The organism is Streptomyces sp. AJS327 (assembly GCF_013450295.1).
In the GTDB taxonomy this organism is placed as follows: domain Bacteria; phylum Actinomycetota; class Actinomycetes; order Streptomycetales; family Streptomycetaceae; genus Streptomyces.
Genome location: NZ_SKBR01000004.1, coordinates 633263 through 647998 on the forward strand (window position 1 = coordinate 633263; position 14736 = coordinate 647998).

Consider the following 14736-nt stretch of genomic DNA (forward strand, 5'->3'; position numbering starts at 1 on the left):
GGATGGAACTTGAGCGGGCGCTGCACACGGCACGAGCACGGGTCCTCGCCGACCTGGAGGCGAGCGGAGCGGCCGAGGCGGAGGTGGTCTCGCTGGTGGAGGAGGCGGTCGCCCACCGCCGGTGGTGGGTCGAACAGTGGCCGGACGGTGCCGTCTTCGTGGACGGGCTGCTCGCCCAGGACGTACAGGACGCGCTGATGGACCGGCGCGGCACCCGGTGGCCGCGCTGTCCGCTGGGCGACACCGAGATGGAACACTCCCTCGGAGTGGAGCCCGAACTCGGCGTCGACCCCCACTGGGTCTGCCCGGAGTCGGAACGCGTGGTGGCCCCCGTCGGCGCCCTCGGCGCCCGCTCCTGAACCACCGGGCGGACAGCGACGGTTCGGGCCGAGCCACACCCGCGAGGACCGGCCGTCCCGGCTCACCCGCCGGTCCCGCCCCCTCCGCCCGCCGAACGGCCCACACATCCGCCCGCCCAACGCCCCTGCCGCATCCGCCGGTTCACATCAGTCCAACGCCCCTGCCGCATCCGTCCGTTCGCCCCCCCCGCGACCCAACCGCTCTTCGCCGCTCCAACGGCCCTGTGTCGGGTGGCCGTTCGGCACCGCCAACGACCTAGGGTCCTGCGGCCGTTCGGCTCCGACAGTCCGTCGTGCTACGTCCGGGCCCGCGCGGGATCGTGGGGCGGGGACGGTCGTTCCGGCTCCGTCGGCCGGGGGGCGCCCGGGGCCTCGTCGTGGAGCGGCGCGGTGGCCTGGCGCCGTACGGCGGCGGTGCGCTGGTGGACGCGGGAGGCGTACGCGGTCACCAGCACGCCCGCGGCGGCGAGCGCGGCGCCGGTCCAGGCGACCGCCTGGTAGCCCCAGCCCGCACTGATCACCAGGCCGCCCAGCCAGGGGCCGATGGTGTTGCCGATGTTGAACGACGCGGTCGCGGTGGCGCCCGCGAGGGTGGGGGCGGCATCCGCCACGTTGAACATGCGGGCGTTCAGGGCCGGTCCGGTCGTGAACGCCGCCAGCCCGAGCAGCAGCGACAGTCCGATCGCGGCGGGGGCGCTCTCCGCCAGCAGGGCGAGCAGGGCCAGCACCGCGGCGGAGGCCGCGATGCCGCCGTACATCGTGCCGAACAGGTGGGCGTCGGCTATGCGCCCGCCGAGCACCGTACCGAGAAGTCCGCCGAGCCCGAACAGGCCGAGCACGGTGGGGACCCAGCGTTCGTCGAGTCCCGCCACGTCGGTGAGGAGCGGGGAGAGGTACGAGAAGAGCGCGAAGACGGCACCGGCGTTCAGGGCGATGGTGATGAGGGCTAGCCACACCTGCCGGTCGGCGTAGATACGGATCTCGGCGCGCAGCCGTGGCGCGTCGGCGCCGCTCGGCGGGCGGGTGGCCGGGACGAACGCGATCACGCCGACCAGCCCCACCGCCGAGAGGATGGCCACCGCCCAGAACGCGGACCGCCAGCCGAACTCCTGGCCGAGCAGTGAACCGGCGGGCACACCACCGACGTTGGCGATGCTGAGGCCGCCCAGCATGATGGCCATGGCCCGGGCCCGCGCGGTGACCGGTACCAGCGAGACGGCCACGGCCGCGCCGACCGCCCAGAACCCGGCGCAGGCCAGCGCGCTGACCACGCGGGAGGCGAAGAGTACGCCGTAGGTGGGTGCCAGCGCGCCCGCGACCTGCCCCAGACCGAACACGCTCAGCAGCGCGATCAGCGTGGTACGACGAGGGAGCCGCAGGGTGGCGGCGGCCAGGACGGGCGCGCCCACCACCATGCCGATCGCGAACGCCGAGATCAGCAGCCCGGCTTGGGGGATGCTGACGCCCATGTCGCGGGCGAGCGGCTGGAGTATCCCGGAGAGCATGAACTCGCTCGTGCCCAGGGCGGCCACCGAGAGGCCGAGAACCCACACCGCGAGGGGGACCCCCGTGCCGCCGTCGACCTTCCCGGTCCCGGCCCTGGCCCCCGCCCCGGTGTCGCCGTCGTCGGACGCGGACTCGCCGTCGCCGGACGTGGACTGACCGTCACTGTCCGTGCGTTGGGGTTGCCGCCCGACGTGGCCCGGTGCGGGCGAGGAGGCGGCGGGACGGTCGGCGGGGACCGGCGTCTGGGAAGGGCCGGGCTGGGAGCGGTGACTGGACATATTCGCTGTCAACCACCCCGCCCGACGAGACATTCCAGCTCACCACGGGGGCGCCAGGCGCCGCGCTGCCGCGTGGCCGTAGGTGCCTCCCTCCAAGTCCCGCATAAGGGAGACGTTTCCCGGCGCAACAGGAGCAGAGCGTCCCTGATTAGGGCATGTTCTGCATAACAGTCTCAATTGGTACGAATCTGAGGTAAACGGCGGTGTCGCATCCAAAGGGACTCTCGGATCACTGACGTTGGACATCACGGTGTCCGTCACCTCGCGTGCACAGTGCTTCGCCTCTCCGGGCCCCGGGTCGGTGGTGTCGTGGGTGGCGGTGGCTCGTCCGGTTGCCGCGCCGGGAGGTGCGCGGTTCGTCAACTTCCGGTTCAGGGCGAGCCGTTGGTGAGCAGGAGATGGAGGGTGTGGTGCCGGTGCACGAGCGTGGCGGTGTCGGAGGCGCCTCCGTCGAAGTACACCGGTTCCTGCGGCTCTTCACCGGTGTGGTAGCCGCTGTCGCGCAGGAAGTCGGGGCTGATGGCGGCGAAGGACCACGACGGCCCGTCCGTACCGAGCAGGGCCCGGGCGAAGTCGTGGACCAGCGGTTCGGCCTCCGCCGCCGGGTAGTGGCCGTGGTAGGGGCTGAATGCCTCGCGGAGCATCCAGCGAAGCCGGTCCAGGAATCCGGCATGGTCGAGGGGGTGGAGCGTGGCGTCGAAGTCGGCGCGCGCAAGCGGTCGTTGAGGAGGCCGTTCCCCGTCCTCGTCACCCAGGTTGAACCAGCCGCGGTGGCGGTCGGCGGCGCGCGTTCGCTGCTCGAACACGGCGTCGCGCAGGAAGGCGTGAAGGACGACCTGCCGGTTGCCGACCGTGACGGGAATGTCGCAGGAGGCCGTGAGCAACAGGGTGTTGCCGTTCATGACGCGGTCGGCGGCGGACAGAAAGGCGTCCACGGCGGGAGGTTCGGGATCGGGCGGCGGCGCCGTGAAGGTCGGGCGGTGCATGGCCAGCAGCCTGGCGGACCGTACGGTGTGAACTCAACGACCCGGCCCGTCACAGGAGTCGGTCGCTGCTCCGGCCAGGCGTATACGCGCGGGTCTCACTCCTCCGATCCGAGGACCGGACCGGTCTGGGGCGGGCGGGTGGACATCCTGATCCTGATGTCGTGGGCGAACACCACCTCAGGCCCCTTCCGTTCGGGTCTCCACGGGTTGCCGTAGCACGGTCCGGAGCCTGGCGGGGTCCGTCCTGCGCGGGTCGCTGAGGTAGATCTCGTGGTGCGACCCCGTCTCGCGGAGGTCGTTGGCGGGGAGGTAGTCACGGTGCAGCCGGGTGAGGATCGCCGTCTCCGCGTCGTAGGAGCCGACGTGGAGGACCTGGGCGGCCGTTCCCTCGTGCAGCGTCTCCGCCCGAACGTCCTCGATGGCCGGAAGTCCCTTCTTGGCAAGGGCGGTTCGCCGGGCATCATCGATCAGGCCGGGGGTGATCCAGCTGGGGACGTTGATGAGCAGTCTCCACCGCCAGTTGTCCTTGCGACGGCTGAGGAAGTCGTCCATGTCGTCCGCCCACCACAGCCCCTCCAGGGGGCCTACGACGAAGTCCCTGCCCAGCTCACGCTTGCTCGTGAACTTCACGGTGTAGGCCACCGTGTACAGCGCCTCGACCGAACGGCGGTACCCGGCGGAGGTGTTGGGATCGCCCTGCCCGTCGACGGCGACGAAGGTCAACTCGGGGACGTCGACCAGCTCCCAGTCGGTGTTCCTGGGCGCGTAGCACCCCTTCAGCTGACGCTTGACGTCGTACGTGGCGGTCATGCGGAGGACCCTGTCACGAGTGTCCGACAACGGCGGACAACGCGCCGTCCCACCGCGCGTCAGACACGGCGCCGCACCGGCACCGCCGGTGCGGAGGTGTCTGGTGGAGGCGCCGTTTACCGTCCAACTCCCCGATGGTTGCGGGGTACTGGCCGTCCGACGGAACCCGCGTACGGAACGCGTCGGCCGCGTACCGGAGATGGCGGGAAGCCCGGCGGGTTCGATCTGGCCGGGGAGAGGCCCCGGGGGCGGCTGCTCAGGTGAGGAGCCGAACTGCCGGGGCCTCCGGTCCGGTTGTCAGGTGGACGGGGTCAGTCGCTGGTGTCGAAGGCGGAGGGTGTCGTCCGCCAGTGCTCGATCGCGGGCCTGAGGTAGTCCAGTAGCTCGGGGAGCTGCGGGACCAGGGTGAGGGTGGCGATGACCCGCAGCATGCCCAGGGCGTTGACGAAGGCGAGGACCTCCTCGTCGAGCTGCCGCGTGCCGTTGCGGAGGGCACCGTGGTTGTAGGCGGCCACCAGCTCCGGGCCGAGGGCGGCCAGATCCCACTCCACGGGGCCGAGCGTGACCAGTTCGAAGTCGGAGTAGAGGTCGCCGTCCACCGCGTTGAAGATGTTGGCGGGCGGTGAGTCGCCGTGCAGCGGCTGGAGTTCGACGCCGGGAAACCGGGTCTCGAAGGCGTCGCGTGAGCGTACGAGGGGTTCCAGGGCCCGCCATTCGCGGCGGGCCCGGTCCAGTTCGGCCGCCCCGACCAGATCGGGGTGCTCGTCGAGGCGGGTGAGGCTGTCCGTGATGAACCCGGGGTCCGCCGAGGACAGGAACTCCAGGTGTCCCGGGTAGGCGCGCATCGCCGCGTGCAGGTCGGCGGCGCTCTCGGCGTTGGCGACGTAGTCGGGTTCCCGGTCCCGGGCCTCCTCGACGAACGGCCAGAACGTCATCGAGAACCCGTCACGCCGTACGGGTTCGCTGGGTACGAGCGGGCTGGGCGCGATCACGGGGACCCCCTGGTCGGCCAGCCAGCGGGTGACGTCCAGTTCGTCCCGCTGGCGGCGTGCGAGGGCGGCCAGATCGTCCGGGCTGGGCAGGACGGTGGGGATCCGGGCCACGACGGGTGAGGGGGCCAGGTGGACGACGACCGAGAAGAGGTCGTGGAGCACCGTGGGTTCGGTGACGGTCAGGCCGAGTTCACGCCCGGCCGCGACGGCCGCGTCGACGGCGGCGGAGGTGCGGTCGGCGCGCTGGCGTGGGGTGAGGAAGGTGGTCATGGAGTGTCCCCTGGTTCGTTCGTTGTTTCGGTGGATGGGTGAACTGGTGGATGACGGGCTGGGGTTGGGCGGTCCGGTTCGGCGGGTTGCCCCGGCCCGGCCCGGACTGTTCCGGTACGGCCCCGGCCAGCCCGGCCGGGGGTCAGTACCCGCGGCCGACGCGTAGTTCCAGGCGTTCGGCGTCGAAGCGCGCCCGGAAGTCGCGGTCGTGCGAGACCGCGACCACGGCGCCCGGATACGCCGCGAGCGCGGCCTGAAGGTCCTCGACGAGGTCGAGCGCGATGTGGTTGGTGGGCTCGTCGAGGACGAGGAGGTCGGCGGGGCGGGTCACCAGGGTCGCGATCTGGAGCCGCCGCCGCTGTCCCACCGACAGGGCGCCGACCGGGACCCGCAGGTCCTGTTCGCGGAACAGGCCGAGGGACAGGAGCTGTTCGGCGTGCTCGTCCGGCGGCCCGGACCGCCCGGCGGCGAACGCGGCGAGCAGCGGCAACGAACCGGCGTGCGGGGGCGGTTCCTGGGGGAGGTAGCCGATCCGGGCGGGGCGGCGCACCGTGCCCGCGTCCGGTCGCAGGTCGCCCGCGAGGACGCGGAGCAGCGTCGTCTTGCCCGCGCCGTTCTCTCCCGTGACGAGGAGGCGTCCGCCGGGCGCGATCGTCAGGAGTCCGTCCAGGCGCAGCCGTTCCCCGACCCGAACGGTGTCGAGTTCGGCGAGCGTGCCCTCGGCGTCGTCGTCGGCGTCGGCCGTCGTGGGCAGCGGCGTCGTGAACCGGAGCGGTACCGGCGGTTCCGCCACCGGCTCGCGCCGTAGCCGTTCCAGGCGCTCCCGCACCGAGCGCACCTGACCGCCGAGCTTCGCCTCGCTGGAGCGGCGGTGCTTGCCGAAGCCCTGTCTCGGGTCGCGTCCGGTGCCGGCCAGCCGCCTGCTGGCGGTCTCCAGCAGCTCCTGCGCGCGAGCCACCTCCTCGACCCAGTCCGCGTACCGCTGTTCGGCTCCGCGCCGGGCGGCGGCCTTCGCGGCGCGGTAGCCGGACCAGCCGTCGCCGTGCCGGTACACGGTGCGCTCGTCCCGGTCGACCTCCAGGATCGTGGTGGCGACGCGCTCCAGGAAGCCACGGTCGTGGGTGACAGCGACGACGGTGCCGCGGTGCGCGCGCAGGTGTTCCTCCAGCCAGCGCACGGCCGCCGCGTCGAGGTGGTTCGTCGGCTCGTCCAGGAGCAGCAGTTCGGGGGCGGCGGCCAGGACGCAGGCGAGCGCGAGGCGTGACCGTTCGCCGCCGGAGAGTGAGCCGAGTGGGCGCTCCCGGGCGATCCGGGCGAGTCCGAGGCCGTGCAGGGCGGCGTCCACCCGGGCGTCCGCCTCGTATCCGCCGCGTTCCTCGTAGGCGGTCAACAGTTCGCCGTACGCGTCGAGTTCGTCGGCCGACGCGTCGGCCAGGGTGGCCTCCGCGGCACGGAGGGCCCGTTCCGTGTCCCGCAGTTCGGTCAGGGCGAGATCGACGGCGTCCTGCACGGTACGGTCCGCGTCGAGGTCGAGGGTCTGGGCGAGGTGGCCGGTTCCGCCGGGGAAGCGGACGGTGATCTCCCCGTCGTCCGGCGTCTCGGCCGAGGCGAGGAGCCGCAGCAGGGTGGACTTGCCGGAGCCGTTCTCGCCGATGACGGCGGCCCTCTCGCCCGGCCGGACGGTGAAGGAGACCTGGTCGAGGATGGTCCGGGTGCCGTACGACTTGGTGACGGACTTCACGGACAGCTGCGCCACCACGGAACGGGCGGTGGGCAGGGAGGTACGGGCGCGTTCGCGCATGGGGCTTTTCCCTGGGCGTACGAAAGGTCTACGGACAGCAGAAACGGCGCGGGGGCCGTGCCCGGACTCAGACGAAGAAGAGGAAAGCCATACCGGCACTGTAGCAAGGGGGGATGTCGCGCACCCCTGGTTATTCGTGTGGCCGTGCGCGCGGGACGAGGCCCGTGATCCTCCCGCGGCACCCCGCCCGCCGGACGCCTCGTCCCCCTCCATGCGGGAGCCGCCGTACGGGGGTACGCGGCGGCCTCCGCCCGCTGCGTTGCCGACCGGAAGCGGGACGCGCCGGGCACCGGGGGCACTCGACGCGACGGAGCCCCAACCCGGCCTGGATCGCCGGGTGTTCGGACGTCACGCGTCCCGGGGGTTGTCCTGGACGGCGTCCCGAGGGGCCCCGAACGGCGCCCTGAGGACTGTACGCCTGGACGTCGCCCCCGGCGGCAGCCCTCCCCCCGGCGGCAGCGCTACGTCCGGCGGCAGCCCCACGTCCGGTGGCCGCCGTACGCCCGATGGTCTTCGCATGCCCGAGGACGGGGGTAACGCGCGAGGACGGGCGGGGAGTTGCCGAATCAGTCGGTGGCGGGTGCCGGTGGGATGGGGGCGGTGGTGAGGAGGTCGAGTTCGGTGGCGGCGTTGCGGCGGGCCGCGTGCTCCCAGTGCCGTTGGCCGTACGAGGTCCGGAACAGCCGTGGTGCGGCGAGGAGTTGGCGGAGTATCCCGGCGCGGCCCCGGCCGAAGGCGTCGTCCGGCACGAAGTCGTACTCCTCGCGGACGGCGGCCGCGTAGTGGGCGTACTCCTGCGGTGACCCGGCGAGTACGGAGAGGTCGGCGTCGCAGAGCGCGGCTCCGTTGGTGTCTCCGGGGGCGGGGTCGTGGGTGGCGGTCAGCCGGACCAGCCGGGCCACTTCGGCCGTACGGACCGCGCTGACCCCGGCCTCGGGCAGCGCGCGTTCCGCGAGCCGGGCGCTGCGTTCCTCGTTCTCGGAGCGCTCCGGACGGTAGACGGCGTCGTGGAACCAGGCGGCGAGCAGGACCGCGTTGAGGTCCAGGGCGCTGGGCGGGATGTCCTGCGCCAGTTCGTCGACGCGGTTCAGGACGGTCCGCAGGTGGGTCATCGTGTGGTAGCGGCGCTGGGGTTCGGCCCAGCGGGCCAGCAGGTTCTCGCCGTAGGGGGCCGGGTCCGGTTCGGGGTCTCCGTCCCTGGCGCTGCGGAGCAGCGTGTTCCAGCGGGAGAGCAGCGACTCGTGGAGGTCGTGCGCCTCGTGTGCGGCGGATACGCCGTACGCGCGGTCGGGTGGCGTCGGGGTGCCCATGGCCCCATTGTGGGCTCCCGTGATCGCGGCCAGCCAGTACGCACCCGGCCGCTTCCGGGGCGGTGGCCGAGCCGGATCGGTGGCAGCCACGGTCCGTGGTGACGACGGGGACGCCAGCCACCGTCCGTGACGGCCAGCTGCCGGGAGGGCGGCCGGCGGACACCCCGGCCGTCGGAGAGGCCAGCCGTCCGAGAGGCCAGCCGTCCGAGAGGCCAGCCCTCGGGGAGCGAGCTACCGGGTCGGTACGCGGCCGCCGGTCGCGCCTGCCACCCGGGGTGACCACCGTGTGTGACCCCGCCCCGCGTGTCGACCACGGTCCGTGAGGCTGGTGCGGGGTGGTGGCGGGCCGCTCAACGTCCGGCCACCTCGCTGGCGTCCCTGCCGGTGAGCGGTGCGAGCGGTGAGCCGGGTGGGCATGTGAGCCGGGTGGGGCGTGTGAGCAGGGGGTGGTGTGTGCGGCGCGTGGTGCGCGGCGCCCACGGCACCGGTGGTGGCGCGGACCGGCGGATCGGCCGGTCCGTGGCCGGTCCGACGAGCGCCGCCAGGGCCCCGGGGGCGCCGGAGCCGTGAGCACGGCCGGGACCGCGGGAGTCGCGAGGGCCACGAGACGGACGAGAGCGAGGGGCGTGCGGATGAGACAGCCGGGCGAGGTGTGGAAGGCGACGGCCGAGGACATGGACGCGGCGGTGCGCGCGGTGGGCAGGGCCTCCGCCGACGAGGCGGTGAGCGACTGGGTGATCCCGGACTCCGCGTACCGGGAGCGCCGGTTCGCCGAGTTCCACGGGGAGTTGGTCGACTGGCTGGACGGGGTGCGGTGTTCGGCGGAGCTGGTGTTCGTCGGCGGCGAGGACGGTGCGATCGCGGGCTTCGCGGTGTGGCAGTACGTCGACGGGCGGTCGGCCGAAGACGCCTCCAGCGAGGCCGAGTCGGCGTCCGGCGGCGAGCTGGCTTCCGGCGGTGGGGAGGACGAGGGCGGGGCGGACGGCTTCGGCGAGGGGAAGGCCGGGCTGCTCCAGCGCCTCTACGGGGACGCGGCGCACCGGTTCTTCCAGGCGTACGGGATGGTGGCCGAGCGGCAGCCGACGGGGCTGCCGTACTGGTACCTGTCGCAGACGGCGGTGCTGCCGGAGTGCCGGGGACGCGGGTACGGCGGGGCGCTGCTGCGGCGGCAGTTGACGCGGATCGACGAGGAGCGGGCCGGAACCTGGCTGGAGGCCAGCACGCCCCGGAGCCGGGCGCTGTACGAGCGGCACGGATTCGTCGCGGTGGGCGAGCCGATCGTGCTGCCGGACGACGGGCCCCAACCACAGCCGATGTGGCGCCAGGGCCGTTCGGCGCACGTGGCGAGCGACCTCGTGCCGTAGCCGGGGCGGCCGCGGCTCCGGGCGGGCCGTGGCACCCGCGTTCGCGGCTCCGGGCTTGGACGGCCGTGGTTCCGGGCGTTCCTGGGCCGGGGCGTCTCGCGCCCGCGCTCAACCGCCCCACCGGCAACGGCTTCACCGGCAACCGCCCCACCGGCCGTCATCGGCGCCCGTGGTCAACGGCCGTATCCAGGGCGGCAGTCGCGGGCGCGCGCGGTGGGGACGCGCTCCGGTCCGGCGTTCCGGGGTGACCTGGGCATGTCGCCCGGTGGCGGGCCGCGCCGTACGCTGGTGGTGGAGGACCGACGGGGGATCGGCGGGGGACCAGCGGGGGAGAGGGGCGGGACCGTGGCGGCGAAGACGACGGCCGGAGCGACGGGGAAGGGCAAGGGCACCCGCCACAAGAGGATGCCCCGCGAGGTGCGCGAGCAGCAGATGCTCGACGCGGCGACGGCGGGGTTCGCGCGCCACGGATACCAGTCCGCCTCGATGGACGACATAGCGGAGGCGGCGGGTGTCTCCAAACCGCTGGTCTACCTCTACCTGAAGTCCAAGGAGGAACTGTTCCTCGCCTGCATCAAGCGGGAGGCCGCCGGGCTGCTGGAGGCGGTGCGGGAGGGCACCCTGGAGCGGAACGCCCCCGCCGACCGGCAGTTGTGGAACGGCCTGTGCGCGTTCTTCGCGCACACCTACGCGCACCCGGACGGGACGGCGGTGCTCTTCCGCGCCCGTACGCAGGGCGAGCCGTTCGCGGCCGAGGTCGAGGGCATGCGGGTGCAGATGACCGCGCTGGTGACGGAGCTGCTGGCGCAGTCGGCGCGGGCGGCGGAGTGCGAGGCGGGGCGCCCGGCCGAGCGGGAGGTGACCGGGCTCGCGCACGCGCTGGTGGGTGCCGCGGAGTCCCTCGCCGAGTGGGGCATCGGGCGCGCCGGTGAGGACCCGCCCTCCGCGAAGGAGACCGCGGCGACGCTCATGAACTTCTGCTGGGTCGGTCTGGGGGACCTGATGAACGGGGCCCGCTGGCGACCCGGCCAGTGAGGTGGAGGCGGTCACCGCCGCTGTCCCGCAGGCTGAACGAACGTACCGTCGTGGCACACTCGTTGGTCTTGTCCGGGCCCTTGTCCGGGCCCTTGTCCGGGCCCTTGTCCGGGCTCTTCTCCCGGGCCACCGTGCCGGGTTCGCCGGGTGTGCCGCCCGCGCCGGGGGCGTCGTCCGTACGATCCGCGCCGTTGGTCCCGCTCGGGGGGCCGGGCCGGTGCGGCGCTCCGCCGTGGAAGGTGACGGCGCTGGGCAGCGGCACCGGGGCCCTGAACTCGGCCTCGGCGGTGAACCGTCCGGTCCACGACTCCTCGTCCAGGCCGCCGAGTTCGGCGAGGCAGCGGGCGAAGGTCCACATACCGTGCGCGATGTGCCGGGGGAAGCCGAACAGCCGGGCGCTCAGCGGGTGGAGGTGGATCGGGTTGCGGTCGCCCGAGGCCGCCCCGTACTGGCGGCCGAGCGTGGTGGGCAGGTCCCAGGTAGCGGTGTGCGCCGCCGTCTCCTCCTCCGCACCGGCCGGACGCGTCCCTGAACCGTCTTGTTCCGTCAGGGAGTTGTCGTGCAGGGAGTTGTCGGGTTCCGTCGGAGGGTTGGGGCCCGTGCCGGTGTCCCGCGCGCTGGCGTCCGGGGCGGTGGTGCCGGGGCGGTGGCGGCAGAGGTAGGTGCTGCGCGAGCTCCACACCACCTCGTCGCCCACTCGTGCCCGGGTGACCACGGTGAACTGGCTGCCCCTGCGGTGGGGCCGCAACTCCTCGGTGTGTACCTCGACATCGGGCCTCTCGGCGGCGTCCAGCGGACGCTCCTGGGTGAGGTCGATCGCGGTGTGCACCAGACCGGGCAGGGGGAAGGGGAAGGCGCGGTCGCTGAGGAGCCGCATCGCCAACGGGAAGCCCAGCAGGTGCGGGTAGGCGGGAGGCAGGGGAGCGCCGGTGTTGGCGGAGGCGGCGCGGGTGCCGAAGTCGCCGTATCCGCAAACCCGTTCGTAGGCCCGGAGCCGATCCGTGCTGATCCGGGCCCGGTTGAGGACCAGCCGCCGGGTGGGCAGGCGTGCCGCGTCGTATGGGGCGCGTTTACGGGGGGTGGCGAGCGCGCCGCGCAGGAAGGAGGGGAGCAACGGCGGGCTGTCGGACAGGTGCTGGACGCGCGGGGCGTCGGCGGTGCGCACTCAGGCCCCCAGCAGGCTCTGGCCGCACACCCGGACAACCTGCCCGTTCACCGCGCCCGAGCCGGGGTGGCTGAACCAGGCGGTGGTCTCGGCCACGTCGATGGGGAGGCCGCCCTGGGAGTGGGAGTTCATACGGCGTCCGGCCTCCCGGATGACGAGCGGCACCGCCGCCGTCATCCTCGTCTCGATGAAACCGGGGGCGACCGCGTTGACGGTGACGCCGTGCTCGGCGGCGGCGCGCGGCGCCAGTGAGCGGACCAGACCGATGATTCCGGCCTTGCTGGCCGCGTAGTTGGTCTGGCCGACGTTGCCCGCGATACCCGCGATGGAGGCGGTGGCGACGACACGGCCGGTGCCGCGCCGGAGCGCTCCCTCGGTGAGCAGGTGGTCGGTGGTGCGCAGCACGCTGTCCAGGTTGACGTCCAGCACCGAAGACCAGCGGTCGGCGGACATGTTGGCGAGCTTCCGGTCCCGGGTGATGCCCGCGTTGTGCACCAGGACGTCCAGCCCCCCGGGCGGCAGGTGCCCGGCGACGCTGCGGCCCGCCTCCGCACTGGTGATGTCCAACGGGAGGGCGGTGCCGCCGAGTTCGCTGGCGAGCCGGTAGAGGTCGTCCTCGGACGACGGCACGTCCAGGCAGATGACGGTGGCGCCGTCCCGGGCCAGGGTCCGGGCGACGGCTTCCCCGATGCCCCGGGCGGCGCCGGTGACCAGGGCGGTGCGACCCGCCAACGGCCCCTGGACGACGGTCGGTTGGTCGCTCCGTCCGGCGTCCGTTCCCGCGTCCGCTCCGGGTGCGGCGGTGCTCTCCGCCGCGATCTCGATCACCTGCCCGCTGACGTAGGCGGACCGGGGCGAGAGAAGGAAGTCCAGTGTGGTTCGGGCGTGTTGAGGGGTGGCGCCGGGCGCGAAGCGGACCAGCTGGGCGGTCCTGCCGCCGCCCAGTTCCTTGCCGAGCGACCGGACGAGGCCCTCCAGCCCCTGCTGGACGGCGGCCTGGTGGTGGTCGCCGGGCTCCGGTCGGGAGCCGAGCACCACGACCCGGCCGCAGCGCGCTACCGACCGTACGACCGGGTGGAGTTCGGCGTGGACGGCGGCGAGCGCCGAGACGGAGTCGACGCCGGTGGCGTCGAGGACGACGGCCCCGTACCGCTCGCCGCCCTCGGCCTCGGCGCGCACGGTGAGGCCCGAGTGGTCCAGGACGGCGCCGAGTTCCTTCTCGTCCAGGGCCGGGGAGGCGGCCGTGCGCCACAGCAGCGGGCCGCCGTCGAGCGTGGGGCGCTCGGCCGACCAGCGGTGCAGGGGCGTGGGCTGGGGGAGGCCGAGTCGGCGGGAGAGGAAGCGGCCCGGCCCCGTGTTCGTCAGACGAAGGTAGCGATCGGCCATTCCCAGACTCCTCCGGCTCGCGTAACTTAACTTATGAGTAAGGTTACTTCGAAGTCAGGAGTCGGTCGAGGATGAGTTCCAACGGCCTCATACGGTCCGGGAGCCCCCGCCGGGTGGCGGTGGTCGGTGGCAGCCGGATCCCCTTCGCGCGCTCGGACGGACCCTATGCGACCTGCTCGAACCAGGAGATGCTGACGGCCGCGCTGAACGGCCTCGTCGAGCGGTACGCGCTCCGGGAACCGGGCGCTGTGGGGGAGTTCACCGCCGGTGCCGTGCTCAAGCACAGCCGCGACTTCAACCTCGCCCGCGAGACCGTACTCGGATCCGAACTCGACCCGCGCACCCCGGCGTTCGACATCCAGCAGGCGTGCGGCACCGGACTCCAGGCCGTCATCACCGTCGCCAACAAGATCGCCCTCGGCCAGCTCGACTCGGGTGTCGCGGGCGGCGCCGACACCGCGAGTGACGCGCCGCTCGGCATCAACGACGCGCTCCGCCGCCTCCTGCTCGCCGCCCGCCGTGCCAGGACGGCGAAGGAACGCGCCCGGCTGATCGCCCGCGTCCGCCCCCGGCACCTCGTACCGGAGATCCCCCGGAACGCCGAGCCCCGCACCCGGCTGTCGATGGGGGAGCACGCGGCGCGTACGGCGAGGGCCTGGGGCGTGTCCCGCGAGGACCAGGACGCGCTGGCCGCCGCCAGCCACCAGCGGCTGGCCGGAGCCTACGACCGGGGGTTCCTGCACGACCTGGTGGTGCCCTTCAACGGCCTCGCCCGGGACCAGAACCTGCGGCCGGGCAGCACACCGGAGAAACTGGCCACGCTCACCCCGGTGTTCGGGCTCGGGAAGGACGGTGACCCCGAGGGCGCCACCATGACGCCCGGCAACTCGACGCCGCTCACCGACGGCGCCGCCACGGTGCTGCTGGCCAGCGAGGAGTGGGCGGAGCGCCGGGGCCTCGCCCCGCTCGCCTACCTCACCGCCTACGAGACCGGTGCCGTGGACTTCGTCGACGGCGAGGGCGAGTGCGACGGGCTGCTGATGGCCCCCGCGCACGCGGTTCCCCGGATGCTGGAGCGGGCCGGGCTCGGTTTCGAGGACTTCCAGCTGTTCGAGGTGCACGAGGCGTTCGCCTCCCAGGTGCTCGCCACGCTCGCCGCCTGGGAGAAGCGCGGTCTCGCCCCCGTCGGCCGGGACCGGCTGAACGTCGCCGGGTCCTCGCTCGCCACCGGCCACCCCTTCGCGGCCACCGGCGCCCGCATCGTGGCCACCCTGGCGAAACTGCTGGCCGAGCGGGAGGGAGGGCAGCCCGGCGACCGGGGGCTGATCTCCATCTGCGCCGCCGGTGGGCAGGGCGTCACCGCGATCCTCGAACGTGCCTGAGCGGCCCAACCGGCCGTGTTCCGCCACCCTTCGGAGGAGCGGGGGAGTCGGCCGGGTCCGTGGCCCCGGTCGGGGCGGCCGGGCCGGAGGCC

Annotated in this window: 12 protein-coding genes; 4 read left to right on the forward strand and 8 right to left on the reverse strand. The window is 73.4% G+C overall.

The genetic code is table 11. The annotated features are described in order from the left end of the window. The first annotated feature begins 2 nt into the window (after positions 1–2). On the forward strand, positions 3–359 hold the full coding sequence (locus E0L36_RS24520; RefSeq protein WP_180931430.1) for a hypothetical protein: 357 nt from the start codon (positions 3–5) through the stop codon (positions 357–359). Between the two features lie 296 nt (positions 360–655). On the opposite strand, the gene E0L36_RS24525 is transcribed toward E0L36_RS24520, so the two are convergent. From E0L36_RS24525 to E0L36_RS24550, 6 genes are all read right to left on the reverse strand, one after another. Continuing rightward, the gene (locus tag E0L36_RS24525) at positions 656–1864 is read right to left on the reverse strand and encodes a Cmx/CmrA family chloramphenicol efflux MFS transporter (protein ID WP_258016606.1); all 1209 of its coding nucleotides are present in this window, start codon (positions 1862–1864) and stop codon (positions 656–658) included. Between the two features lie 650 nt (positions 1865–2514). Further along, the gene (locus tag E0L36_RS24530) at positions 2515–3129 is read right to left on the reverse strand and encodes a hypothetical protein (RefSeq protein WP_180931431.1); all 615 of its coding nucleotides are present in this window, start codon (positions 3127–3129) and stop codon (positions 2515–2517) included. A 177-nt stretch (positions 3130–3306) separates the two neighbouring features. After that, on the reverse strand, positions 3307–3939 hold the full coding sequence (locus E0L36_RS24535; RefSeq protein WP_180931432.1) for a GyrI-like domain-containing protein: 633 nt from the start codon (positions 3937–3939) through the stop codon (positions 3307–3309). Positions 3940–4250: 311 nt separating this feature from the next. Next, positions 4251–5201 carry a phosphotransferase gene (locus E0L36_RS24540; protein ID WP_180931433.1) on the reverse strand — a complete coding sequence of 317 codons (951 nt, stop codon included), beginning with the start codon at positions 5199–5201 and terminating at the stop codon, positions 4251–4253. A 142-nt stretch (positions 5202–5343) separates the two neighbouring features. Next, positions 5344–7002, reverse strand: coding sequence for a ribosomal protection-like ABC-F family protein (gene abc-f / locus E0L36_RS24545; protein WP_180931434.1), 1659 nt, complete (start codon positions 7000–7002; stop codon positions 5344–5346). A 566-nt stretch (positions 7003–7568) separates the two neighbouring features. Beyond that, complete coding sequence (locus tag E0L36_RS24550) at positions 7569–8312, reverse strand: hypothetical protein (protein ID WP_258016541.1); 744 nt, start codon at positions 8310–8312, stop codon at positions 7569–7571. 632 nt (positions 8313–8944) lie between these two features. On the opposite strand from E0L36_RS24550, the gene E0L36_RS24555 reads away from it, so the two are divergent. Together E0L36_RS24555 and E0L36_RS24560 are read left to right on the forward strand one after the other, a co-directional pair. Continuing rightward, entirely contained in the window at positions 8945–9676 is a 732-nt protein-coding gene (locus E0L36_RS24555; RefSeq protein WP_180931435.1) for an N-acetyltransferase, read from the forward strand. A 405-nt stretch (positions 9677–10081) separates the two neighbouring features. After that, positions 10082–10711 (forward strand): TetR/AcrR family transcriptional regulator, encoded by a 630-nt coding sequence (locus tag E0L36_RS24560; RefSeq protein ID WP_180931700.1) that lies wholly within the window; start codon positions 10082–10084, stop codon positions 10709–10711. On the opposite strand, the gene E0L36_RS24565 is transcribed toward E0L36_RS24560, so the two are convergent. Both E0L36_RS24565 and E0L36_RS24570 read right to left on the reverse strand, forming a co-directional pair. Further along, the gene (locus tag E0L36_RS24565) at positions 10644–11876 is read right to left on the reverse strand and encodes a MaoC/PaaZ C-terminal domain-containing protein (RefSeq protein WP_308416920.1); all 1233 of its coding nucleotides are present in this window, start codon (positions 11874–11876) and stop codon (positions 10644–10646) included. The two genes, E0L36_RS24560 and E0L36_RS24565, sit on opposite strands and share 68 nt — an antisense overlap. Then, positions 11877–13262, reverse strand: a complete 1386-nt coding sequence (locus E0L36_RS24570; protein WP_180931436.1) for a 3-oxoacyl-ACP reductase — start codon at positions 13260–13262, stop codon at positions 11877–11879. A gap of 71 nt (positions 13263–13333) precedes the next feature. Between E0L36_RS24570 and E0L36_RS24575 the strand changes: the two genes are divergently transcribed. Beyond that, complete coding sequence (locus E0L36_RS24575) at positions 13334–14644, forward strand: acetyl-CoA C-acetyltransferase (RefSeq protein WP_180931437.1); 1311 nt, start codon at positions 13334–13336, stop codon at positions 14642–14644. Positions 14645–14736: the final 92 nt, after the last annotated feature.